A 25,319-nucleotide genomic window follows, 5' to 3' on the forward strand; every position below is an offset into this window, starting at 1 on the left:
CGAATCTCCTTTCTGGTTTGAAAACTTCGGTACACTTTTTGGGGAATATTAAATTTTTTTCAAAAACTTTTGCTTAATCACGATATCAAGCCGTTATGCGTAGTTTTCATTAATTGAGAATAATGCAACACCGCATACTTTCAGTATTTTTACTCTTGATTAGGGGGAAAACCCCACTAGTATTAAATCATTCAACTTAATCCAAATTATAGGATATTATATATCATCGGCATGATCAGTAAGGAAGTGAAGCGAATTCCAAAAATTAGTTCTATAGGTATATCGAAGGTTGTAAAATGAGCTTTTAGACCTATAGTGGGTAATATTGACAAAACATATTGCTGATGATTAAGATGAATTCCATAAATCTCCAAAGCAAACGGCATAATCTGGTACATAAGTTCCAGTCGTATGTTGACAGCTCGTTCTATTGGTCTTGTGTTTGCTGGGAGTAGTGATTCTCCTGAATCATGACCGAAGGCTGATAGAGATGTGCGGAGTGTCAAAAATTGATGGAGGGGGGGAAACATTCGCCCGCATGAATCATCATCTTGGCGGATGTTGCCTGAATGGACATTATTAATCAAACGAACCGAACGATGCTTTTTGAAGAAATCAATCCCGAGAAGTTGGACTTGATCACCATTGTTGGTGATGTGAAGGGCATCGACAGTCTGAGTGACGATAAGATCAAGGAGATTAACGAACATTTGCTTGTTCGCAGTTTCGATGAGTTCCTGGACAAGTTCTCACCTAGCGTGTACTCCTTTTTCAATGCGGTAAACCAGAAAGTCATGTATACGCTTAAAAAGCCGGAAGGTATCCCGGACGAAGCTATCTCGGAGATCAAGATCGACCATAGTAACGACTTTCTGAGAATGCTGTTCACCCTGATTGATACCAAACGCAGTCAAGGTATTACGAACGTTGATTTCAAGTTTGAAAATCTGCTTGATATGATTTCACCGAAAAAAGTTATGGATGACATTCGTCAGGTCCGGAAGGAAATCCATTACATGTATGGCCAGCATGAGAAGCTGGATGACGGCGATCCGAAGAAGCTGGATATCGGAGATAAGCTGAACGTCATGTTTGAAGATGCAAGCCGGAACTATAACAATGTCATGGCCATGCTTCCACTCGCCATTGAAGATATTAAGACCCGTTTGTTGCTGGGCCGTGCACAAGAAGAAACTTCTTCAGAAGCGATTCAGGTAGGGCAACTTACGATTGGTGAGAGCGGAGAACTGAAAATTATCGAAGCTCCGAAGAGTGATAACAACGAGCTGATGCTTCTTGATGAAGCAACAAGCACCGATTTGACGCAAGTATTTGCTGAAGATTACGATTCACTCTCCGAGACACCTTCGCCGTATGTACAAGATCTGGTAGTCCGCACATTCTGCCCGCTTCCTGCGGTACAGTCTGAAGTGGATACTGCTGTTGAAGTGCAGAATTACAATACATACCTGGAGTTTTACAAAAACGCCAAGGATGATTTTGTGAAAACGGTAAAACCGCTGGTCGAGAAAATATTGGGTGTCAAAATGTTCTTTGACCAATATGCGATTAAGAATAAAGGCATGCTTCCTTCCATGCTGATCTCCAATGCCAAACTGGATATGCTCGTCAAGAGCAGTAATATTCCGCGGCTTGAGACATATCTCAACACCGTCAACGCGAAGAATGATTTTACCGACACAATCTGGTTCGGTATCGTCCCTTCTGTAGAGTTGGAAAATACAGGGCAAGTCAAAGTCAGCCGTGCCCGTTTCCGTGGTAACGAGAAAGTGGTTAAACAAGACGGAAACAGCATGGAATCTCTGGCAATGCTCCTGCAAGTTGTTAAGGATTACAAGGTGCAGGTGTTCTTCAGCTTTGAATCCGGGGAAGAAACCACCTTCAGCAGCATGGCTACCGCAGGTATTGATAAGTATATCGATAAATGTTCAGTGTTGACCCGTAAGGAATATAGCGAATTTGCCATTCCGAGTGCTCCAAACTTCACGATTATTCCCAAGGAGAAATCGGGTGTCGTTATCGACAGCCGCATGCTTCAGACGGAGAATGGTGTGGAACTTTCCAAGGAGAAGGAAGACATTCTGAAATTGTGGATTGAAGGCGTGTATGTTGGAGCGTCCTATGTATCTGCAGGGATTGTTGCTGCGTATCAGTGTCCGGAATACCTGAAAGGGGCTTTCAAGAACGTCAACCGTGATTATCCAGGTGTGCGTTTTGACATTGAGGCAGGGGACAACAGCTTGCGTGTTGTAACAACGATGACCAAAGAAATTTCCGGATTTACAAATACCATCAAGGATTTGATTAACCGAAAAAACTTTGGATTTATTTTCTCATCGGAAAATGCCCAAATCCAGGATAGCGACATCAAACGGATCACGGTCTATAAAGCGAGAAGCATGGCGATGTCCGAAGATGGTTTTGATTCCTTGTACAAAACACTTGTTAGTACTTACATTGAGCGCTTGCTCCGTTTCCAAACCGGTGATTTCAAACATGAAAATATCGTCAAATTCTTCAGCAACAATCCGAGCAGTCAGAAGAGCCGGTGGCTGGGAACTCGAGGGTCGATCAATTCGATCATTCAGGAAGGCGACGACATGAGCTTTATCATCGATGAAAAGAGCAACATGTGCCACATTGACCTGGTATTCAACGGCAACGTGAAGAACCTGGAGGTCATGATTACCAAAGGCACCAGTGCGATGAAAGTGTAAGAAAACCATTGGAACAAGACTAACTATTAAATATGATTCATCAAACAACGTATTATAGACATTTATTTTGGTGTTAGAGGCAGACTTCGTCGTCTTGCCTTTATACATATATTCCGGTACCTCTCCCGAGAGGGGGAGCATACCGGGCACATTTTTTCCTAATCTTAAGGAGGTTTTTATTAATGGGTTTTGTATTGAAAGTAGAAGGCGCAGAAACAATCGAATTGGGAATGGATAATATCCGTACAGTTGTGTATGACACGGATACACCAGATGATTCCAACGCTAGATCCACAGATGTAGGCGCAACACTTCGCATCAGCGGCAAAATTATCACTGCAACCGACGGTGACAATGCAGATGACACGATGAAACTTGCTTTGTGGTCCCTCGTGCCTGCTGAAAAAGCGGATTGCTACCGCAAAGTAACCCTGGAAGTGGTTGCAGCAGATCAAGTGGTACGTAAAATTTACTTGCCTAACGCATTTGTTGTGGATTACACAGAGCGTTTCGGTGATACCGAAGGCGTAGGTGAATTCAGCCTGTTCATCAAACAGAAAAAAGACAAAACTGAATTCACTAAAATTGAGGGCGGCTTCCCTGTATAAAAGGAAACAACTGTTGTCTTGGGCCAGTTCGTTCTGGTCCGGAACAACGCTGTCATGTTAAGGGGCCCTGGTGCCCCTTAATCTTTATTTACGCCCGAATACGGCAGGGAGGCAGGAAAGAATACCATGAAAGATTATTATGCCGTGCTTGGTGTAGAACGTGAAGCTTCTCCGGAGCAGATCAAGAAGGCTTATCGTCAATTGGCGAAGAAATTTCACCCGGATGTCAATGGGGGAGATGCACAGGCAGAAGCGCGTTTCAAGCAAGTACATGAGGCATACAGTACACTCGGAAATTCCGAGCTTAGAGCAGCATATAATCAGCAGCTTCGCACTGGACGTAATACAGGTCAAGCAAAGGGTTCAGCATCCGATACAGCCAGATCCAGTAAAGGCAATACGAAGTCCGGGAGTGCAAATGCCGAGAAGGTGTGGTCGGATCCATCGCGGATGCAGGAACAGTTCGAACAATTTTTTGGCTATCACCCCAAAGGCAAGGAAAGTCCAAACGGTGGCAAAGCCGGTCCCAATAAAGGAATGGATATGTCCGCCATGTTTGACCGATATTTCGGAGTTCGAAAAAAGTAGACCGGTAGCTCGTTATGGATCATGCCGGTTCAGGCGGAGGTTATGGAAGTGAAACGAGGAAGGTCGGTATTGACGATGGGGCTTGACGCTTGCGTCGCCATGATTTCGTTAGCCGTGCTGTATTACATATTTATCATCAACCGGGATATGAGTGCCCAATGGGTAACTGGAATTATCGTGGTCCTCTCTGGAGGAGCATACCTGTATTTTAAATACATGCCAGCCACCAAGGCGGAAAAGAAGAAATTGTCTTCGCGTGTCGTGAAGCTCGTCCTCCTGGACGACGACGGCACAAGTGTGAAGGAATGGTATATTCAGGGCGAAACGAGTGTTTTGATCGGGAAAAGTTCGAAGAACAGCGAGGCTGACATTGATCTGTCCGATACACCCTATGCGTCTCTCATTAGCTCGCAGCATGCCGTATTGAACAAAGCCTCAGGTCAATGGTTTATCGAGGATATCGACTCGGCCAGTGGGGTAGGTGTACGTAAAGGAAATCAAAGCAGAGCATCCAAATTGGAAATCGAAGAACCCAGCCTGATTGAGGCAGGGGACTTAATTTATATTGCCAATACCCGCATTTTGGTGAAATAACGTTGGCGTACATCATACAAGCTTACGGGGGAATGAAACGAAATGAGTCTGACTAGATGTGGAAACGGACATATGTTCAGCACGAGACGGCACGGTAATACGTGTCCATATTGCAATCTGGCCGTTGAATCGCCAGCTACCAGTAATGGTGAGGCAGCGGGTGCAATCCCACGCGCACCTCGTACGGCAGAGGATGACAGAACGATGCCATACCTGGGCGAAACGACAGGAATCGAACCGGTAACGGGATGGATGGTGTGCATCGAGGGTCCGCAGATGGGCCAGGATTATCGAATAATGGCTGAAAAGAACTTTATTGGACGTTCGGAAGAGATGCATGTTCGCATCCTCGGGGATAACACGATTTCTCGGCGTAATCACGCGGTGATTGTGTACGATCCCAAAAAGCGGAATTTCTATTTGCTGCCCGGCGATGCTTCTGGCCTCGCATATCACAATAATGAAGCAGTCTATTCTCCGGTGGAACTGGCTGCCTACGATGTTATTCAATTGGGACGCAGCAAATTCATTTTCATTCCATTGTGCGGTGTGCACTTTGAATGGGAGCAACAGTGAACACCTTCATGATTTTGTGGAACGACAAGGAGCTAACGCCCTACTGGGTTCTTGCGGGTGGCTGTTTGTTGATTTGGTTGCTGTTATTCGCACGAAGCCGGATTCCGGTAAGGCAGCGTGACGATAGACCGGTTGGAGTTCAGATTGGCAATGGACAGACCATTGGTGCTCGCAATGAACAGGACGATTATTTTGCCTGTGCCGTGCAGCCGCATGGTGTACTTGCTGTACTCGCGGATGGAATCAGTGGATTGTCCGGTGGAAAAGTGGCGAGTACGACTGCCGTGGAAATATTTATCCGGGAGTTTGAAGAGTTGGAGCGGTTTCCTGATCCGGAAGAGTTCTGGGATGCTTCATCCCATGCGGCAAATCAGGCCATCCTTCGGAATTTGCTGGGCGTTCCCGGAGGGACAACATTGGTGTCTGCCATGATCAAGGGCAGGGATTTGTATTGGGGTGCGGTAGGAGACAGCATCTTGGCCGTGTTTCGCAATGGAGAGCTGCTTGCCATCAATCATAAGCATACACTGGAAAGCCAACTTGAAGAACAGTATATGTCTGGAGAGATCTCGGAGCAGGAGGCACTTGACAATCCGCAGCGCAAAAGGCTGGTCAACTATTTGGGGTACGACCATTTTAAACAAATGGAAATCGCGGACGAGCCGTTTGCACTGCAGCCGGCGGACAAGATTGTGTTATGCAGTGACGGGGTATACAACTCCCTCACGGAGATGGAACTGGAGACCATTCTGGCGCAAGATATTCCGCCATTTGATGCAGCCCAGGCTATCATTGATTTAATTGAAGAAAAACAGCTCGTGCATCAGGATAACGCCACGATTATCATTTTGGAGCAAGGATGGTAACGGATCGGGCAACGCACAGGGACGGGAAATGGGGAGACGGATGAGGAAGGAGAACAGTGAATTCAAGACGGCTTTTGTCTCAGAGGCGGGGTCTTTCCTGAAAAATCGGGATTTCTACGGCTGCGTTGAACTGGAAGACTGGGCTTGTTATGTCATTGCAGATGGTCTGGACACCGATACGGAAGTGAATAGTGCACAGATCACAGTACAGACCATTCTGGAATCCTTTTTGGGAAAGCCAACCATGTCCAAACGCAGACTGACGGAATATATCAAGATCGCACATGAATGGTTGCAGTATGAAAGCCGCCGGGTCAGGCTCAAAACGGGATTCGTTATTGTTGTAACGGATTATACACGCATGGTGTGGGCATCGGCCGGACATAGCCGCTTGTATCATTTCCGGGGAAATAGGCTTGCATTAAAAAGCAAGGATCATAGTGTAGCTGCCCAACTGGCAGCGGAAGGCCAGATTGCAGAGGATCGTGTGGATCAGCATGATGAACGCGGCAATCTGAATGAATACGCGGGCAAACCTGGCATGATCAAACCGTATGTATCCGATAAGATCAAGCTTTCCGATGGCGATGTGCTTGTTCTATGCACCCCTGGATTATGGGAAGGTGTGCAGGATGCCGAGATGATTGATGCGGTGGAAGGTGCCAATGACCCGCAGGCGCTGGCCGATACGTTGGAAGAAGTGATGCTCAGCAAGCAACGTTCACGAATCGAGAATTATAGTGCGGCAGCCATCTATGTGAACAAGATTTTTCATGAAGAACCCAAGAACCGTAAGAAGTGGATTAAACGGATTGCCATCATGTTGATTATGCTCCTGATTTTTGGCGGAGCCGGCATATTCTACGCGGTGAAAAGCGCAGCCAAAAAAGCCGAGCTGGTCGTAGATATGCTGCAATACGAACAAAACGCTGACCAGTACGTGAAGGAACAGGAGTACGCCAAGGCAGTCTCAGATTACAGTCTTGCTCGCAACAATTCGATCAAAGTAAAGGACCCTGTGCACAAAAAGTTGCTGACTTCGAAGATGGCTGCTGCTCAGACATTGGTTGACGGCGAGGCTCATCTGAAAGAAGGGGATATTCCCAAGGCAACCGCCAGTTACACCAAAGCACTGGAATTGTCTGAGTCCTACAATATGTTCAACCGTGAAGTCATTCAGGAACGTTTGGAACAGATGACCACCTTTCAGCAAGTACAAGACTGGATCACGGAGGGAGATCTGAAACTCCAGAACGGAGACTACAGTGGAGCGATCATTTTGTATAAAAGGGCCAGAACAGCGGCTACGGAAACAGCATATAAGGAAGCTCTGAAGGAAGTTGCCACCAAACTGGAGACGGCCGAAACTAAACGGGCGGATATCAAGCGCCAATCCAGACAACTTCAGGCCGATACGCTGGAACAGAAGGGTGACCGCTTCAATGAAGCCGGAGATTATAGTGGCGCCATGGATGCCTATGCTTCGGCACAGGAAATTTATCAGGAGATCGATATGTTGGAACGCGTGCTGGCTATGGAGCGGAAAATAAATAAGCTGGATGAGAAACTGAATCCACCTGTACCGGCGGTTGATCTTACTCAGGATGCGGCAGGGTTAGGGACAACAGATTCGTCTGGTTTGAACTCGGATTGGACCGGGAATGCGGGAGGAATGAGCGCAGGCAATTCAGTGGGAAGTACTTCTTCTGCAAGTAATGCCTCTTCGGCCGGAAGTGGGAATGCGGATGCTTCTGGCTCCGGGTCTTCTTCAGGGACAACGACAAGCAATGCTAGCATTAATTCCGCTTCAAAGGCTAAAGGAAGCACCGACACCACCGAGGCTGAAGCGAATGAACAGGAAGCAACGGAAGGAGGAGATTCGTGATGAAAGATATTATTCGTGACCGTCTAAACAAGATGGAGGATCTGGAACAACGTCGCATGCTCAAAGATCTCATGACAGGCGTTTTTCTTAATCTGGTCGAGTATCAGGAGGCGCTAAACAAACAGATCGAGCAACGGGTGTTTGACGAGGTGAAGAATCAGGAGGGAAAGTATGAACTCCACATCACATTAATTGACCGGGAAGATTATGATCCCATCCATGAATTTCTCCGACCGATGTTAAGTTCCGATTTGAACAATCAAGTTCTAGATATCAGTGGTGTTGCAGAACTTGTACGTAATGGAGGGGAAATTCCTTTATTCTCCTTGTTTTTGGAAATGGGTACCCAGCAGATTTGGGAGCTACTTTCAAGTGAACGGATATTTAAGGGCACCATGATTACGAATGCAGGCGAGTATCCATTATTTTTTAAGTTAAAACAAAACCTATCGTACATAAACGAAATAGAGAAGCTCTATCAATCGTTTATGTTGAACGGGATGAACTGGCGGACGATTAATCTCCCATATATTTATAAGTTTGTGGATTGTGTGCTTGTTGGAGGAGAAGGAGAACCTGCCATACATGAAGAGGTAAAGGAAATTGTTGTGTCACTGGAGGAGTATGACGTCTATAAACGTTCAGGCGTTATTCCGTTATGGAATTTGGAACGAATAAGTCAACGTAATACAGGTTTCCCGATGCCGGCCATAGATCGAATTAATTTTGAACATACACTTTCTTTACGGCAAGAAGGCGTTGAACATGGATATTTGGTCGATGCCAGCGAAGCGGATGTTAGATATATTTTGCGATCCGAGGATCGATTAGTTATCGTTACTCCCCGCAATGAATCAGGCGAATGGGGGCTTGTGAAAATTATTAAACCTTCTTTGACGAATTTGACTCATTTCCCGTATCCCACATTTTCAAATCGGCGTAAGGAACAGTTCACTGTCCGTTTAGCCGAAAACAAGGGACTAATCATTCGCTCTAAGGCGGAGATTCTGCGAATTGTTAGTTCTCTTGAAGCAGCTGAAGGAATTGAATTGGTCGAAATTCAAATGTTGGATCCAGTAAAGAACGGTCAAATGTTGGGTGATACATCTTCCTTGACCTATTCATTAAATTCATTTGTGAGTGACGGTATACGAACCGATCACGGTAAGCCGGTCATGAAACTAGGTTTTAGATTGGAGGCAAGCGGCAGGGAAAGAATACCAAAATTTTTAGAGGTGGATGTATTAAGTTATATTGTTGCCGAAATCCAGAGGTATTTTCCCGATTACAGATGTGAAGGTGCATATCTGTGAACTATATATGGGATGTCATGTTGAATTCACAGTTGAAGGGCATGGATGCAAGCAGCATAAAGTTTGTACCCGCGGAGAACTACTCGCCATATATGGAGCTCAGTTTGGAAGATCTGAACATGCGGGAAATCGATCAGACCATCGAAGTGAATCCTTATTATCGATTTTACTCCATATTCAAGAATCTCTTTCTTCCGGATGATGAAGAAGTTTACGAGCTGAGGAAGAATCTTTTTGATATCCTTTTTCACTTTCTGGGAACGATTGATTTGCATCAGGGAATGAACAAGCGTGAGTATTATATTCGCTTTCTAAAGAGGGATATATGTGATGGCGTGTATGGAGGCAGAATTGCATCCACTTTTAAAGATCTGAATAGAGAGGAGCAGGACAAGATCTGCGAGGGATTGTTGATGGTTTACGAGACAGGAGAACTGATTCATTTCCTGAAACAGACCATGAGCAAGATTTTCAAAAAATCCATTATTTACGCCAATTGCGAAGAAAAAAATGAATTACTGATTTATATGGGGCAGAAGAAAACAGAAGATGCCAATTCCAAAGTCGATTTGATCATGGGATTATTTTTACCACTCGATTTCACGATCGAGATCTATTGGAGTCATCATTTTGGCATTTTAGAAGAGGAAACCACCATGAGGATTGAAGGAATAGCGCTCTACTAAGAGGGAAAAAAAGTGGTACCTCGTTGAATGAAAGGAAACGTGAATGATGAACGGACCTTATAAGTATAGGCTGCATCAACCGGACACAGATGATAAAGGCAGTCCATTCGCGACCAGATATGCAAGAGTGGAGCTTGAACAAATGACAACTTTCCAGTTAAAAGAAATATGTCATAAGCAGCGTCTTGTAGAAGGTTTGGCCAACCGTCTGGATCGGAATTCACTCATTAGTCTAATTTTAAAATTCAGGAGTGACGAGGAACACTTTTTAATTACACGTCATCACGATGGCGGTTTCGAAAGAATCGAAACCATTCTGCAGCAATATTGGAAGGACCAACGGCCGAAGGAAGCGACGATTCGTGTTCCCGCCAGAATTACTTTATATCAGGGCGTGCGAACGGGCCAGAATGATCGTTATCTGATCCAATCCGATGAAGTGTGGCTCAATAATTCCAATGTTTTATTGGTAAACGGGAGTGGGCAGCTGTGCGGCATCATGAATATTCTCAAAGATGAGAATCGCCAAGGATGCTTCTATCTATCGCGCGATGAAGATACAGATCTAAGGGAAACATCCAATCGGGACTATCGTTTGTTGTTCTTAAAAAAACAGGATTCAGATTATTTCTATCATGCATATTACAATGATCGGCCCATGCTTCCATTGAAATTTCAGGCTGCCTGTGTTCCCGTCTCCGAATTAGTCATAAGGGATACGGAAACGACACAGGCGGTACTTGCGATTGATTTTGGGACATCCAATACAACAGCTGGAGCATACTTAGATGATGAATATGTTTCGAAGCCGGAGAGAGGCGTTCATTCTTCAGTCCAAATCAATTCAATCAACTATGTTTCGTTTCCACAGCGAAAGGGACAGGAGTGGACAGAAGTGTTACCAACGGCAGTTCGTATTGTGGATTGCTCCAGTTCGCAACATGTTGTCTATTCTTATGGTGAAGAAGCACTAGGAGATCATGAATTTGGAGGAACGCGGGCGAGTGTCTTCAGGGGGATAAAAAGGTGGATCAATAACTATGAAGCCAAAGAAGAGATCATTGATTCTGTAGGGAATACAGCCGTTGTTGATCGTAGTGAAATTCTCGGAGGCTTCCTCCGTTATGTGATAGGTACAGCAGAACAGCAATTCAAATGCCGATTCAAGAATCTTCATTTTACCGCTCCGGCCAAACTTCAGGTTCAGTTCATTGAGATGTTCAAACATGTTCTTCCCGATTACAAAATCGTTGAAGATCAGGTTTTGGATGAAGGTCTGGCTGTTCTATATAATACACTGGCTGATCAGATGGATCGAGGAGCTTTTGCAGACGGTGAAGAATATCAGGCGCTTGTCATGGATTGTGGGGGAGGAACAACGGATCTATCTTCGTGCCGCTTTCGGATTGAGGATGGGAGGATAGCCTACAAACTCGATATCCATACAAACTTTGAAAACGGGGATATGAACTTTGGAGGTAATAATCTAACTTACCGAATCATGCAATTCATGAAAGTTGTGTTTGCAGATTATTATGCAACCGATGGACGTTACTCCGATACGGATATTGATACATTAATCAGCATACCTGGAGGAGATTTGTATCGACATGTTGATGAATTTGGAGTAGATGCGGTTTACGAAAGATTGGAAAAACGGTATTTAGAGGCTGGACAAATTCTGCCGACCGCATTTAAGAACTATGAGAGCGCGACACGTGAAGAATATCAGAGGGTATTGAATAACTTCCACCTTCTGTGGGGTGCTGCAGAAAACATGAAAAAGGAATTTTTTCATCGAACAGGCATATTGCGCAGCAAATTTGAAGCGGAGCGTGGCACCGCTACAGAAACGGATCTAAATATCGAGGTAATGGATCGATGGCTGATATCTGTTGTTGAAAATGGCCGTTTCAGGGATGAGCATCATCTTCCAGGAGTTGTGTTCAATATTAGGGAGATTCATCAATTGCTTAAAGCGGATATCTATAATATTGTTCGCAAATTTCTGGATGAATTCTATCATAATGGACGCTTGCAAGATTACTCGATTATCAAACTTACAGGGCAGTCTTGCCGTATTGATCTGTTTCGCGAGGCGCTAAAGGAATTCGTCCCGGGGAAAAGCATTGAATTTAAGCAAAAGGCTGAAGTAAGCCAGAAAACACCAGAATTAAAAATGGCATGTCTTAAGGGAGCTATTCGCTATCTGAATTCCAAAAAGATGGGGATGATTGATCCACAGATTACGCATCAATCTCCAGTAATTCCGTATACGATCAGTTCCTTAACTCACTCGGGATCGGAGAAGAATCTCATTGAAGGCTTGAATGAAAAGAAAATATCCGGATTCATATCCCGCCCTTCTCATGCTTCAGAGATCGAATTTTATCTTACTTCAATCGATGGAAAACAACGGGGACGCTATGTATATCACAATCAACCAGCCGCATATGAGATCAAGTCTTATGAAGAGATCGCAGTGAAGTTCGGAAGGTTTATCCTGCAAGACGACACCGACTCGATTCGTAATGGCGAAACCAGGTTTTTTGTCTTTGCCGGGGAACAGCATTGGGGATTTGTCGTCGTCCCCGTATCACGGAATGAAGAGCAGCTCTACTTAGGTCCCAAAAAGTTTTTTCCCTTTGAACTGGAATCATCCGAACTTGATTTCTTCGATGGCACAAAGTGATTTGCTTGTTTGAAGCAAAGAGAGAGGGGGAGGGCTATGCTGGTACACATCGTTCCACGATTTGAGAAGGGGCGCATTCTACGTACCGAAATGTTAGAGAATCTTAGGGATTTTCCACGGAATTTTCTAGATGTTCGATTCGAAGATTATTCGGATGGGATATTGACAGGATTAAAGGTAAGCGTGGAAGATCAGGTTCTTATTGTGGGTAAAGGTGTACTCAAACATGCCGGGCGCCTTTACTTGCTTGAAGATGATTTTTCGGTTCCATATATGGCTACTGGCCGGGTGGCCGTATTGAAAATGATTTTTCTTGAACCGACCCGAAGGCCCGATTTTACGGCACATCATGCCGAAATTGTATTGGAGGGCGAAGAGTCATTGGGGCTTGATGAGGTGGAATTGGGAAGATTCAAGTTAAAGCCGGGTGCTGTTCTTCGATCTGATTATCAAGATTTTGCGGATATGAATACCGAATTTAATACATGGTGCGATCTACATGCTCCTTACTCCGCAATTTCAACACCTACGCTGAGACCGGATATCCTGCGTTTTTTTGCCTATGAGATGTTGCAATTTCGTTCAGGAGATGTCCAGGATCATGTTTTTTCGTTCACCTGCTTGAATTCGGAAAGGGTATCCCGTCAAGTAGTTGAGCAGTATATCTATCTCAAAACCGGAATGAATTGCGAGGATTATTCGAATGTTCAGCTGCATAGGCAACTGTCCATGATATTGGATGAGTCAGGTCGTAATACGAAGACGGCAGTGCCATGGGCCAATGGCCGCAAAGGAAGAATGATTGTAGATTGATTTACTTACGGAAGGGAGGCGGAGGTTTTGTCTTATCTGGATGAGGAGATAGCCAAGCTTGAAAAGCAGCGAAGACTGGAAGAGCGGGAGAAAAAACAAGGTAATACGATTCACCAGAACTTGAGAGAGCATCCTGAACTGGAGGAAACTCCATCCCCGCAAGAAATTATGGAAGGTATTCTAAAAGGGACGCTCATAGTGGAAGGAACGGAGGTATCTTTTGATAAAACAAGCCTTATGCGCACGGGCATTTGCATGAGATTGCCTCAAGAATTCGTGCAGACCTTGGGGACGTCAGAACATCTGGTCTACAGTAACGAGAAGCTTGAAATGAACTTGATGATGCAATGGATCAAACCTGTAGAAGCCATGTCGATGGGGCAATTCAAAGAGATTATGCAGCAACAGTTTCGATCCATGGAACTGGGCATGAATTGGATGGAGGAGGGGAATGTTGTTCCGTGTGCCTTGCAAACCAGGTATTGTGTGTTTAACAGTTCCGTGGCCAATGGGCACATATTCAACTATCAAGCTTTTATAGAAAAAGGCGATTATCAGCTCATTTTTAATGTAAACGGTAATTTGGAACGATGGAGTCATTGGAAACCGGTGATTACAGGAATGATATCTTCGCTGGAGGTGACAGATTTATGAGCTCAGAAGCTTTGACTTACGAAAACATAAAAATCACTCCGTTTGACCAGATAAGATTGGAACAGTTCTCGATCGAACAAATGGTGAACGAGCATGGCAAGATATCGCTATCCGGAACGATCACTAAAGAGCAACATGATGAGTATATGCAGACTGTGCAATCTCTTACTCCGGTGAATGTGTTGCAGGTCATGTCAAATGGTAATACCAAAAAGTTGTTCTGTGGATTAATCACCATGTTGGAAATGCGCAAGGTACAGGATGTTTACTATTTACAAGCAGAAGCCCATACGTATTCGTACATGCTCGATCTCAAACGCAATACTCGTTCATTTCAGAATCCTTCACTTAATTATAATGCGTTGGCTAAAGAAGTCGGAAAAAGCCATAAAGGATATGACGTCATATACGCTGTCGGACGTGATGATAGCATCGGCAAGTTTGTTCTTCAATATTATGAAACAGACTGGACTTTCCTGAAACGGATGGCTGCCCGTATGAATACGGTTCTATTACCGGCAGCACATCTGGACAGCGTGAAGATTTACTTCGGTGTGCCCGACGATGACACGGATGAGCATCTAGAGAATTATAACTATGTCGTCAAAAAAGATCTATCCTCCTACCTGTATCAATCCCGAAACAGCCAGTCCCCCGTCCATGAATCCGATTTTGTGCATTATGAAGTGACAACGCATCGCGTCTTGAATCTGGGTGATGTGATCCGGTTCAAGGGGCGCCCTTATTGCATTCAAAGATGTACATCTAGCATGGAAAAAGGTCTCCTTGTGCACCGTTATACAATAACGAGCCGCAAAGGTATGAATAAAGCTGCTCTCTACAATGACAGTATGCGCGGCGCTTCCATTGGAGGACGTGTTCTTGCCATTCAACGTGACACTGTCAAAGTACATTTGGAGATTGATGGACAAGGTCAAGAGAGTACGGCCTATTCTTTCCCGTATGCTACTTCTTACGCTTCAGAAGATGGTAGTGGATGGTACTGCATGCCAGAGAAGGGGGATAGTGTCCGGGTGCATTTTCCGAGCTCCCGAGAAACCGAAGCTTATGCCATCAGCTCTGTTAATACCTATTCGGAGGAAACGGCACTGTCTCAGCCGGTTGCTGTAGGCACCGGGAACCAGGGCGGGGCGATGCTTGCCGCTGGAAGCAGTGGCGGATCAAGTGCTTCTTCCTCCGGTGATCGCATGTCCGATCCGAACGTACGTTATTTCCGCAATCCTGCAGGAATGGAAGTTAAGCTCACGCCAGATAATGTTCAAATATCTGCTAACAACGGTCAATCCATTATTATGTTGGAGGCTAACGGTGCAGTAACCATTATGGGACAAAAGGAAGTCTCTCTTCATTCACAGGAAAACGTTCGTATTCGTGCTGAAAAGACACTGCTTTTGACGGCCCAGGACCAAATTGTAATTAGTAGCGACAAAGGCGGTAAAATCACGCTGGATGAGTCGGGTAACGCAACAATGGCTGGCACAGAGGTGTTCACCAATAGCTAGGCTTGAAATTGACCATCTTTATTGTTGGCAAGGAGGTGTTGGATGTCATGAAACGGACGGAAGCTTTGAATGAACTTCACCAGCAATGGGTTCCGCCATTCAGAGCAAATTGTATTGGCGATTTGCATCAGAGCTTGGAAGTACATCTGGAGGAGTTGCATAAGCATGCTTTGCACATGTTTACAGAGGGTTGCTCCAAAGCATTGGAAATGCAAAGGCTGGGACGTAAAGGAAAGATCGGACACATTCATATCACATTTTTCAGAAATCGCATTATTAGGCAGGATTTTCGGTGCAGGATCTACTGGTATGACCAAGCGCTCTATGCCGATCCATTGGAGTGCTTCATCGAATATGATGCAAGTTGGGCGTTCAGATACTTAATGAAATTCAATGAGTTGACTTTGCAGGAGAGCAAAAAATACATCGGCAAAATACTGGACGCAGACTTGCTTCTTCTGATGAGACAGGAAGCTTCGCTCTATATGCACTATATTACCAATCTGTTCAGGCAAGTCATGAAGGTTGCTGTAGAGCAAGAGACATTCCTGCAGTTGGATAAGGAAGAAGAACTGTACATCCGGTCAGGTGAGCACAGGGATTTCAATGAATTGATATATAAATACAATGCTTGCGTTCCCGTTACGGAAGATATTAGGCAAAAGCTTATCCCTAACGAGCTGGATGAGTATGTGCATGGCAACTTCAGAAATATCGATTTGAGCGATATGTACTTCAAGTTAGTGAATCTCTGTTATGCCTACTTTACTCATACGAATTTGATCGGCAGTTTACTCGTCGGTTGCCCACTGATTGGAGCCGATTTTCGAAATGCGAAACTGTCCCACGCCAATTTTGGGCATAGCCTCATTCATGGGGCGGATTTCGGTGGGGCTGACCTATCCGGGGCACAGTTCGAGGAAGTTCAGGCAAGTTATGTCACACCAACCTGTGAAGAATTTCATATTCCGGCGTTCAGCCCCACACGGTTTGAAGGAGCGGATTTGACCAATGCCGTATTCGTGAATGCTGATCTGAGAGGAGCCGACTTCAGAGGGGCTGTTTTCGAAGGAACAAACTTTGTGCAGTGTCGCCTAGATGGGGCTCATTTTCTTGAAAAGGATCTTAAAATAATAAAATTAAGTTCAGAACAGCGCGAAGGATTGAAAATTTACTCCTAAACGAAAACGGCGGATGGATAGCATAATGCGGGAGGAGGATATAAATGGATTATTTTATCATGACGCAGGATCGGCTCCTTGATGAACATATGATCATGTTTGATGGTTTAAGATCTGCCTATAGAACGTTGGAGGTTTCGAAAGACCGCGCCCAGGAGATCAAAGATTTCACCGTTGTGTATGTCGAAGGAAAGGACAAGATTATTCCGGATTTGATTGACCGTCCGGTTGTTCTCATGTCCGACCCTTTAAAAAAGGTCGTTGAAATGTACGATGACGATGCTCTCTTCAAATGTGTGGTGCTTGCCCATCCTGCGGAAGAAATGCAACAAACCTATTGGTTGCTGCTGGTAGATCGATTGGAATGTTTGTCTGATCTAACGGAATATGATCCTTGGGGGAGGCCGAGCCGAATAATCATTGACCGGAAGAAGGCCGAAGGACATGCCATGTTTCGCATTGCAGGCATTGACGATCAGCGGCTGGTCATTAATTTGGACATTGCTGAAAGCATACTGCGGCGAGATTTGTGGGGGATATCGCTCGAACCGCTGGAGTGGAAGGAGGAAGAGGAAATATGAGTGATGACAAAAGTTATGTGGTACATGGGGCTTATGCCCAATGCACATTCGGGACACGACCGGCGAGATTGGTGATCCCTGCCAGTCATGGTGATTACATTCATGAGCAACCGCAATTAAACGTGAATGATTTCCTTTCGATGACCAATATCCGACCGTTTGGCTTGTGTACAAGCCTTAGCAATCCGGCAGTACAGGCTGAGATGAAGGCAATCGTAGATGCGGTCCAACCTCCTAAGCAGGACATTGGTTGGTTTAATTCCCTTTTTACTAAAGAAGAGGATATTCCGTTGGAAGAACTGCCGCCACCTGAGTGTGTGGCCGTGTGTACGCCTCAAATTATTGCTCCGTGGTTGGACGGCAAAGATGACGTCAAGGTGAGTACTGGAGATGCTTTGCTTAACACCTGCAAAAACTTTTGTATTTGCGGGCGTGGGGATATCACGATAGTTCATAACGGTCAGAGAGAGTAGTCGGATTCCGTGATGGTCATAGGAAGGAGGAGAAATAATTGTGGAAATGGTTCATGCAGGTATGATTATTGAAATACCTTGTAACTTGGTCAGAATTGAAGATATACAGATCATGCATCGAATGAATGAACATTCTTACTTGCGGATCAGGGCTGTCCTACATGAGAAGGGAAGCGACAGTGCTCATGAGCTTACTACAGACGACAAAGTGAAGGCATACATAGCATCTGAAGATGGTCGGGAAAAGAAAACGTGCCTGTTTGCCGGAATGGTTCAACAGGCGGTGGTCGAGCATGTTCAAGGCATTTTTTATTTGGAATTGGTGGCAGTATCACATACGTACATGATGGATATTGAATGGAGGAAGCGTTCGTATCAAAATCAGCAAAAGACTTACTCCGAGGTCATCCATAAGGTGATAGATCCATATGCAGGTGCTTCCTTAATCAATGCATTACCGGCTACAGTAACGGGGCAAATGTTGCTGCAATATCAGGAAACAGACTGGGAGTTCATTCTTCGCCTTGCTTCCCGCTTGGGTACGGTAATCGTGCCCATAGTTGATGATGCGCCTGCCATAGCCCTTGGGATCCCGCAAGAAATGGCGAAGAACGAGCTGGCCTTTGAGGCGTATACGATGCAGTCTCGTTTTGTTCCGCATCGGGAAACACAGGAGATTCGCTATCATATTCAGAGCAGGCAGGTGTACCGGCTTGGAAACCAAATGGAGATTCAGCGACGGCCTTTTGTCGTTTATGAGATTGAATCCACGGTGGCCCACGGTGAACTAATTCATACCTACACGCTATTATCCGAAGCCGAGGCCAAATTGACCAAAATCCTGCCTTATGGCATACAAGGTTTATCGCTTGAAGGTAAGATCACGAAAATATCCCGCAATAAGGTCCAATTGCATCTGGATATTGATAAGGAAGCCCAAACGGATAACGCCTGTTGGTTCCCATTTTCGACAGGTATGGATAACCAGAGTGCGTACATGATGCCCAAGCCGGGATCGCCAGTGAAGTTACATTTTCCCAGCCCATCCGAGAAAAGCGCTATCGCGACGAGTTCGGTCCGCCGAGGAGTCGAGCAGAGCAAATACAGCCAAAAGTCGTCCAATCCTGCCATCAAGTCATTAACGAACAATTCGGATCAGGAGATGAAGCTGACGGGTGAAGATATTGTATTTGCCGCAGATGCAGCAGAAACCGTCAAATTGAAACTGGCCGGAGACGGTTCGATCGAAATTTTGGCGAATACGGATATATCCATTGCTGCTATAGAAGATTTCCTGATCGACGTTAAAGGGGACATGCCTGCTCCGAAACAAATTGAAATGACTGCAGGCGAGATGGTGGCCATCTCGAGAAGCCCAATGGAAGGCATCAATCTGGATCAATATATTTATATCGCTGATCTTACGGATATACAGGCAGCTACCATATATTATGAAGGGACTCCAGGCAAGCCGCCGGCAGATCCGTTTGACGATTCTGAGCTCCTTGCGCAAGATGAAAATTTGATGAAAGAGATCAACGGAAATGCTCTTGCATATCGACAGGCACTGGTTGACAAAATGGAGGCGGGCAAAAGCAAAATCGGCTTTGGCAAAATCGCCATGCTGATCGGCGCAGCTGCCGTAGGCGTTGCGGCGGTCGTTCTTACGGGTGGGGCAGCAACACCTCTGGTTATTGCCGCGGGAGCAACTTTGGTTGCGGGTACCACCACAATGGTGGTGGCAGCCAGCGAGATGGCAGAAGGCAGCCAGGATATAGCCAAGGCCAGGGTAGGCGACTTGTCTCAGTCGCACAATTTTATGCGGGATACGGTGTTGGGTGGCAATGCCGAACTGTACGATATGGTCAAATATGGATCGGTCATTGTCTCTGTTGGGGGACTCTCCGTATTGACTGGTGGCGGAGCTTCAGCGCTAATTCTTCCATCCATTGGTGGAGGAGTGAACGTTGCGATCACTGCAATCTTCGACCCTGCGTTACAACCAGGAGAGACGTTAATCGGCCACTATATGAAGAGCTTTCAGAACGGATTTTTGAGTGGTGCCATGATGGGTAAATTCATGTCTGGTATTAAATGCGGTACCGGGTTCAGCAATTTTGCCAATATCTATGGCCGAGCGGTAGCAGGCGGTACAATCAGCGGCATGACGCAGGACATGATGAACACGGGAAGCACAAGCCTCACGTCGAATTTGGCGGCTAATGTAGTGGGGGGGCTTTTCTCTTTTACAGGCAAAAACAGACTAACCGATTATGTTTCCTCCGTAGCAGGCGGCATGGGGGGAGCCATGGCGGAGGATTTATGGCGAAACGGGAACGTCAACCATTCCCTGACATGGGATACGTTAAAGAAAGTGTCGGTTGCCAGCCTTGCTACCATGGTTAAGACTGGTGATCCCGTGGACGTCACGAGAGGTGGATTTCATTATTTTGCCAAAGACATGATCGTGCTCGATATTGGTTCTCCGATCGAAATGGTACGGAACTATAATTCACTTTATCCAGTCAGGGGACTGACGGGCCGAGGGTTTATTTTTACATATGAATCCTACCTCAAGCGAGAGGGAAATCGGATTTACATCATTTGTCCGGATAGCCATTACGAGAGGTTTATGTTTCATGAGGGCAATTGGGTCAATGCGATTGGAGGTAAGCAGGACTATCGCCTGATCGAATATGAGGATGCATCGGGGTATGTACTCATCGGCCCTGACAGGATAACGTACGAGTATGACGAGAAAGGGCGTTTGAGCAGCGTTGCGGATCGGTCAGGGAATCGGACGCGACTGGAGTATAACGATAACGGTATTAGCCGTCTGATTGCACCGGGCGGAAAGACTGTCTTGATGGAGTGCCGGGATGGCTTGTTAATACGGATGACCGACAATATTGGCAGATCCGTGATTTATGAATATGACGGCGACCTCCTCATGCAGGTAACCTATCCCAACCAGGGGAACATTCAATATACGTATACGGAGCAAGGCTATCTTGAGAGCATAACGGACCAGAACGGAAATACCTATGTGACTAACATCTATGATGCTGCTGGCAGAGTAATCCGGCAAAGGGATGCTTACGATCAAATGACCGATATCCATTATAATGATGCTGATTCTGAAACGACATTTACTTTCCATGCGACGAATGTCGTGGAGACGTATCGCTATAATACAGATTACCTTGTAACCGATATCGTCTATCAGGATGGGACACGGGAATCCTTCGAGTATGATACGTATCAATTCAAGTGTGCACATACGGATACAGGTGGCCGGACTACTCGCTGGAAATATGACATCCATGGGCAATTGCTTACGGAGATTGCAGCGGATGGTACACAGCATAGCCAAGTCTATGATGAACAACTCAACCGCATCTCCGTATCGGTCAATAACATCGTGGAAAAGACATATGCCTATGACACGTTCGGACGCGTGCTGGAAGAGATACAAGCGATCGATGCCGAGCGTCGGGCGGTCACTGCCTATACCTATGATGTACAGGGTAGGACTCTCACCCGTCAGGATGCGCTTGGTCATGTAACCACATATGCCTATGAAGTTGTTCATTCGAATTCACCATCGTATGTCAGAGATGCTGAAGGCCAAGAATACCGTTACGAATTCGACGATGCGGCTCGGGTTATCCGTATAACGACGGTGTATGGATCCGTTGAATTTGAGTATAACCATCTCAATAAAAGAACCCGGATTGTGGATGCCGAAGGCAATACCACGCTGATGTTCTACGACAAAATGGGCAATATGATCAAGCAGGTGCAGCCGAATGATTACGTGGAACGAATCGATAACGGCAAAGGAACGGAGTACCGCTATGATGCGTTGGATCACCTGATCCGGATCACCGATCCGCTTCATCAAACCCGAAGGTACCACTATGACATGTATGACCATGTACTGAAAGAGGTGGAGCCGAACCAATATGATCCGGTACTGGATGATGGTCAAGGCACGGAGCATGTATATGATCATCGCGGCAACCGCATTCAGACCATACTGCCTGATGGAGGGATTCAACGATTTAAATATAATGCCGCCGGTAATCTCGTGAAGTCCATCGGTCCAGAGCAATACGATCTGAAGACGGATGATGGACCGGGGACAGAATACGACTATGATGCCATGGATCGTCTGGTTCAGGTGACCAATGCAGAAGGGCATATCGAACGGCGTTACGCATATGATGCAGCCGGGCGGGTCGTCAAAGAAATGGACGGCAAAGCGGTGGACAGTGGTGGCCAAGATGCCGAACGGTTCGGCACGTTGTATGGATACAATACGGCAGGATGGTTAATCGAAAAGCGGGAACCTGTTCAGGAAGGGATTTCCTCTGAAAGTGAGTCGAAGGTTAACGGGCACGTATTGTACCGCTTGTCCCGTTACGATTATGACCTTGCCGGCAACCTGGTGAAGGAAGAGCGAACGTCGGAATTCGTGACACGGGAGGGATATCCGGCGACGTATCACGGTATTACGTACGCTTATGATCGTAATCACCGCGTGACTCGCATCACGGACGACACGGGAGCAGACATTCGATATACATACGATTGTCTGAATCAGCGGACTTCCGAACGTTACAAGCTGAGTGAAGGCAAGGAGCGGCACATCCGCTACGAATATGACAAAGCGGGCAGGCTATTGCGCCAGCTAGACGTGCTTGACGGGGAAGACCTGCGTGATGAGCGCCAGGGAACGGTCACCGCAGAGACCAAATATGGGTATGATCGTAACGGGAACATGACCTACATCCGTTCGCCCGAAGGGTACGAAACGGAGATTAGCTATGATAGCACTGATCGGATCGTACAGATCAGCCGCCGGGAGCATGCGGGAGCAAAAGCCAGTTCCATGTACCTGAAGTACGACCGTAGCGGCAACGTGACAGAAGAAACGGATACGCTGGGGCATAGGATACAGTATGCATACGATGTTCGGAATCGGCCGATCCGTTTTGTGGGCAAGGGCGGCGGAGTCAACCGTCTTTTCTACAATCCCGAAGGGAAAGTGGCGAAAAAAGTGTCCCCTGGCCTGTACGATGCAGCCCGTGACGATGGGGCAGGAATGGAATACACGTATGACGTGCTGAACCGCCTGATCGAAATTCGCAATCCGTTGGGCGAGATCATTCAGCAGCATGCTTTTAACCGGTACGGGGAGCAGGAAGCTGTCACAGAGAACGGCGTCGAAACGAGATATGCTTATACTTTGGCTGGCCAGGTGCGTCAAGTGTGGGGCAATGGCTTGCGACAGGAATACGAGTACGATGCCGCAGGGCATGTCGTAGGGATTCGGGATGGAGAAGGCCGGATGACGCGCCGTACACTGGACGGATGGGGCAACATTACGGCACTGACACGGCCGGACGGCACAACGGAGCACTATGACTATGACGTGGCGGGTAATCTGACTCGTTCTACGGATGCGAAGGGACATGCGACTCAGTATGCGTATAATTCCCTTGGTGAAGTGTCCGCGATTACAGGTCCAGACGGCTTGCCAATTACGTATCAGTATGACCGGGAAGGCCGCCTGGCCCGGCAGCAGGACCGGAACCAGCGAGTACTGGACATGGTCTACAATTTCAATGACCAACTCGTTCGCAGACGGGAGTTGTCCAGCGGTGAGGAAGAAACATACACCTACCGCGAAGACGGCCAGCTGATCTCGTCCGCGAATAACGAGGTGCGTTATGACTACGACTATAACGAAGACGGTTTGCTAACGGCCAAATATCTGAGCCGAATGGATGGCCTGACGAAACAGGCGAAGGACACGGCTCCGCGTCCAGTGCTGCGCTACGAATATGATGCAGAAGGCCAAACGGTGGCTCGCACGGATGCTGGCGGAACGTGCGTCGAATACGCATATGATCCGGTGGGGCGGGTTGTTGCCATCCGGCAAGGTGAGAAAGATCTGGCTCAGTACACTTATGCAGCGGGCAACCGAATCGCGTCCATGCTATACGGCAACGGTGTGCAGACCGCATATGAATACACGCCGGATGGACAGGTATCGCGGCTCCACACCCGCGCAGCGGATGGAACAGTATTGCTCGACAACCGATATGCGTATGACCAAAGCGGGAATACGGTTGGCTGTTATGGAACGCAGGAGCAGGCCGAGTATCGCTATGATGCACTGGATCGATTGGTTGAAGCCCGGTATGCCGGATATGGCACGGAGCAACTGGCCTATGACGCCGCAGGCAACCGAATTTCTCGTGTCTGGAACGGACAACGGACAAGCTATACGTATGATACAAGGAACCGTCTGCTCAGCCTGATTGAGGAAGCATTGCAGGAGGGGGACGGGGAGCAAGGTAGATCGAATGAGCATGCAAGCGTGAAAAACATCCGTTACGCTTACGATGCGCAAGGCAATCTGATTCAGGAGCATCAAGGGGAGAAGACCACAAGCTACGCCTATGATGCATTCAACCGGACGATTCGAGTCGAGCAAGCAGATGGCGGTGTGGTACAGCACGGCTATGACCCGGAAGGCTTGCGAAGCAGACTGGATACGAACGGAAGTGTAAGCCACTTCGTGCATGACGGCTGGCATGTCGTCAATGAGTTGGACGAAACGGAGCGAGTGCAGGCATCTTATATACGCGGTCATGAGTGGCTAACACAACTGGACGATCAGGGCGATGTGGCTTATTATGTAAATAATATTCACGGTGACGTAACCCACCTGACCGGGCAAGAGGGCCAGATCCTAAACGCGTACACCTATGATGCCTTCGGGAACACATTGTCTGCAAGAGAGCAACGTGTGAATCCATTCCGTTATGCGGGAGAAATGCAGGACGCCCTGACAGGACATTACTATCTACGCGCTCGGTTTTATAACCCGCTGATCGCGCGGTTCACGCAGGAAGACACCTACCGTGGCGATGGATTGAATCTGTATGCGTATGTCGCCAACAACCCGATCCGATACGTAGACCCGAGTGGGCATATGTGTGAGGTAAAGGGTGATACTTATGCTACTCCTTCTGGGGGGACAGGTAAAGTATTTACAGAAAACTATCCTATCAGAGGTTATAGAGGAAAAAATTTAAGTGGGATGGATGAAATATATTTAGCTGACCCAAGATTAATTGTAGAAATGCCTTTTGAAGGCAAAGGAAGTCATTCCAAAACTAATTCCGAAGGCTGGTTAAGAAATAGTGACTATTACTGGCGTGAAATACATGGAAGATACCCAGAGGCATTCAGTGAATTTAATACAGATGTTATTTTTGGTAGAAACCCTGATGGTTTAAAAGCTCCAGTTAATGATGTTACTTTTAGAGATGTATTTCCTCAATATGATATCCCAGGTTTAAAAGGGAAAAAATTAGTTCATCATCATATAGGAGGTGGAGGTCAAGCATTTGGATTACCTCAGCCTCTGCATCCTGGGTCTGGAGGAATTCATAATATTGAAAAACAATATGGGATATGGGATACGGATGCTGAAAATGCAAGGCTCTTGGGGCAGTTCATTAAATGATAAAG

17 protein-coding genes are annotated in these 25,319 nt (G+C 46.4%); all 17 read left to right on the forward strand.

Annotation, left to right across the window (positions count from 1 at the left end; translation table 11 throughout):
* Window positions 1-569: 569 nt before the first annotated feature.
* Window positions 570-2,738: a hypothetical protein gene (locus DC345_RS14595; RefSeq protein ID WP_064636265.1), complete on the forward strand. Its 2,169-nt coding sequence runs from the start codon at window positions 570-572 to the stop codon at window positions 2,736-2,738.
* Window positions 2,739-2,920: 182 nt separating this feature from the next.
* The gene (locus DC345_RS14600; protein WP_053781361.1) at window positions 2,921-3,346 is read left to right on the forward strand and encodes a hypothetical protein; all 426 of its coding nucleotides are present in this window, start codon (window positions 2,921-2,923) and stop codon (window positions 3,344-3,346) included.
* A gap of 126 nt (window positions 3,347-3,472) precedes the next feature.
* Entirely contained in the window at window positions 3,473-3,934 is a 462-nt protein-coding gene (locus DC345_RS14605; protein ID WP_113053708.1) for a J domain-containing protein, read from the forward strand.
* Between the two features lie 42 nt (window positions 3,935-3,976).
* Window positions 3,977-4,528 (forward strand): FHA domain-containing protein, encoded by a 552-nt coding sequence (locus tag DC345_RS14610; RefSeq protein WP_072734550.1) that lies wholly within the window; start codon window positions 3,977-3,979, stop codon window positions 4,526-4,528.
* A gap of 42 nt (window positions 4,529-4,570) precedes the next feature.
* Window positions 4,571-5,104 carry an FHA domain-containing protein gene (locus DC345_RS14615; protein ID WP_053781358.1) on the forward strand — a complete coding sequence of 178 codons (534 nt, stop codon included), beginning with the start codon at window positions 4,571-4,573 and terminating at the stop codon, window positions 5,102-5,104.
* A gap of 8 nt (window positions 5,105-5,112) precedes the next feature.
* Window positions 5,113-5,970: a PP2C family protein-serine/threonine phosphatase gene (locus DC345_RS14620; RefSeq protein ID WP_113053776.1), complete on the forward strand. Its 858-nt coding sequence runs from the start codon at window positions 5,113-5,115 to the stop codon at window positions 5,968-5,970.
* Window positions 5,971-6,010: 40 nt separating this feature from the next.
* Window positions 6,011-7,855 carry a SpoIIE family protein phosphatase gene (locus DC345_RS14625; protein ID WP_113053709.1) on the forward strand — a complete coding sequence of 615 codons (1,845 nt, stop codon included), beginning with the start codon at window positions 6,011-6,013 and terminating at the stop codon, window positions 7,853-7,855.
* Window positions 7,855-9,168, forward strand: coding sequence for a normocyte-binding protein (locus DC345_RS14630; RefSeq protein ID WP_113053710.1), 1,314 nt, complete (start codon window positions 7,855-7,857; stop codon window positions 9,166-9,168). The genes DC345_RS14625 and DC345_RS14630 overlap by 1 nt, the downstream gene beginning before the upstream one ends.
* A complete protein-coding gene (locus DC345_RS14635; RefSeq protein WP_062329779.1) occupies window positions 9,165-9,854 on the forward strand; it encodes a hypothetical protein in 690 nt (229 codons plus the stop codon). The genes DC345_RS14630 and DC345_RS14635 overlap by 4 nt, the downstream gene beginning before the upstream one ends.
* A gap of 46 nt (window positions 9,855-9,900) precedes the next feature.
* Complete coding sequence (locus tag DC345_RS14640; protein ID WP_113053711.1) at window positions 9,901-12,546, forward strand: acetate and sugar kinases/Hsc70/actin family protein; 2,646 nt, start codon at window positions 9,901-9,903, stop codon at window positions 12,544-12,546.
* 36 nt (window positions 12,547-12,582) lie between these two features.
* On the forward strand, window positions 12,583-13,359 hold the full coding sequence (locus tag DC345_RS14645; protein ID WP_113053712.1) for a DNA and RNA helicase: 777 nt from the start codon (window positions 12,583-12,585) through the stop codon (window positions 13,357-13,359).
* A gap of 27 nt (window positions 13,360-13,386) precedes the next feature.
* Window positions 13,387-14,013, forward strand: a complete 627-nt coding sequence (locus DC345_RS14650) for a hypothetical protein (protein ID WP_113053713.1) — start codon at window positions 13,387-13,389, stop codon at window positions 14,011-14,013.
* On the forward strand, window positions 14,010-15,536 hold the full coding sequence (locus DC345_RS14655; RefSeq protein WP_113053714.1) for a contractile injection system protein, VgrG/Pvc8 family: 1,527 nt from the start codon (window positions 14,010-14,012) through the stop codon (window positions 15,534-15,536). Before DC345_RS14650 ends, DC345_RS14655 begins: the two co-directional genes overlap by 4 nt.
* A gap of 47 nt (window positions 15,537-15,583) precedes the next feature.
* Window positions 15,584-16,717 (forward strand): pentapeptide repeat-containing protein, encoded by a 1,134-nt coding sequence (locus DC345_RS14660; protein WP_113053715.1) that lies wholly within the window; start codon window positions 15,584-15,586, stop codon window positions 16,715-16,717.
* Between the two features lie 44 nt (window positions 16,718-16,761).
* The gene (locus DC345_RS14665; protein ID WP_113053716.1) at window positions 16,762-17,298 is read left to right on the forward strand and encodes a hypothetical protein; all 537 of its coding nucleotides are present in this window, start codon (window positions 16,762-16,764) and stop codon (window positions 17,296-17,298) included.
* Entirely contained in the window at window positions 17,295-17,771 is a 477-nt protein-coding gene (locus tag DC345_RS14670; RefSeq protein WP_113053717.1) for a DUF4280 domain-containing protein, read from the forward strand. Before DC345_RS14665 ends, DC345_RS14670 begins: the two co-directional genes overlap by 4 nt.
* 46 nt (window positions 17,772-17,817) lie before the next feature.
* A complete protein-coding gene (locus tag DC345_RS14675; RefSeq protein WP_258530682.1) occupies window positions 17,818-25,314 on the forward strand; it encodes an RHS repeat-associated core domain-containing protein in 7,497 nt (2,498 codons plus the stop codon).
* Window positions 25,315-25,319: the final 5 nt, after the last annotated feature.

Source organism: Paenibacillus taichungensis (assembly GCF_003287275.1).
GTDB classification, from domain to species: domain Bacteria; phylum Bacillota; class Bacilli; order Paenibacillales; family Paenibacillaceae; genus Paenibacillus; species Paenibacillus taichungensis_A.

What these genes read in the sequence shown, in the direction of transcription:
- DC345_RS14595 (WP_064636265.1), top strand. Translation starts at nt 570, where the DNA reads ATGGACATTATTAATCAAACGAACCGAACGATGCTTTTTGAAGAAATC.
- DC345_RS14600 (WP_053781361.1), top strand. Translation starts at nt 2,921, where the DNA reads ATGGGTTTTGTATTGAAAGTAGAAGGCGCAGAAACAATCGAATTGGGA.
- DC345_RS14605 (WP_113053708.1), top strand. Translation starts at nt 3,473, where the DNA reads ATGAAAGATTATTATGCCGTGCTTGGTGTAGAACGTGAAGCTTCTCCG.
- DC345_RS14610 (WP_072734550.1), top strand. Translation starts at nt 3,977, where the DNA reads ATGGAAGTGAAACGAGGAAGGTCGGTATTGACGATGGGGCTTGACGCT.
- DC345_RS14615 (WP_053781358.1), top strand. Translation starts at nt 4,571, where the DNA reads ATGAGTCTGACTAGATGTGGAAACGGACATATGTTCAGCACGAGACGG.
- DC345_RS14620 (WP_113053776.1), top strand. Translation starts at nt 5,113, where the DNA reads ATGATTTTGTGGAACGACAAGGAGCTAACGCCCTACTGGGTTCTTGCG.
- DC345_RS14625 (WP_113053709.1), top strand. Translation starts at nt 6,011, where the DNA reads ATGAGGAAGGAGAACAGTGAATTCAAGACGGCTTTTGTCTCAGAGGCG.
- DC345_RS14630 (WP_113053710.1), top strand. Translation starts at nt 7,855, where the DNA reads ATGAAAGATATTATTCGTGACCGTCTAAACAAGATGGAGGATCTGGAA.
- DC345_RS14640 (WP_113053711.1), top strand. Translation starts at nt 9,901, where the DNA reads ATGAACGGACCTTATAAGTATAGGCTGCATCAACCGGACACAGATGAT.
- DC345_RS14645 (WP_113053712.1), top strand. Translation starts at nt 12,583, where the DNA reads ATGCTGGTACACATCGTTCCACGATTTGAGAAGGGGCGCATTCTACGT.
- DC345_RS14655 (WP_113053714.1), top strand. Translation starts at nt 14,010, where the DNA reads ATGAGCTCAGAAGCTTTGACTTACGAAAACATAAAAATCACTCCGTTT.
- DC345_RS14660 (WP_113053715.1), top strand. Translation starts at nt 15,584, where the DNA reads ATGAAACGGACGGAAGCTTTGAATGAACTTCACCAGCAATGGGTTCCG.
- DC345_RS14665 (WP_113053716.1), top strand. Translation starts at nt 16,762, where the DNA reads ATGGATTATTTTATCATGACGCAGGATCGGCTCCTTGATGAACATATG.
- DC345_RS14670 (WP_113053717.1), top strand. Translation starts at nt 17,295, where the DNA reads ATGAGTGATGACAAAAGTTATGTGGTACATGGGGCTTATGCCCAATGC.
- DC345_RS14675 (WP_258530682.1), top strand. Translation starts at nt 17,818, where the DNA reads ATGGTTCATGCAGGTATGATTATTGAAATACCTTGTAACTTGGTCAGA.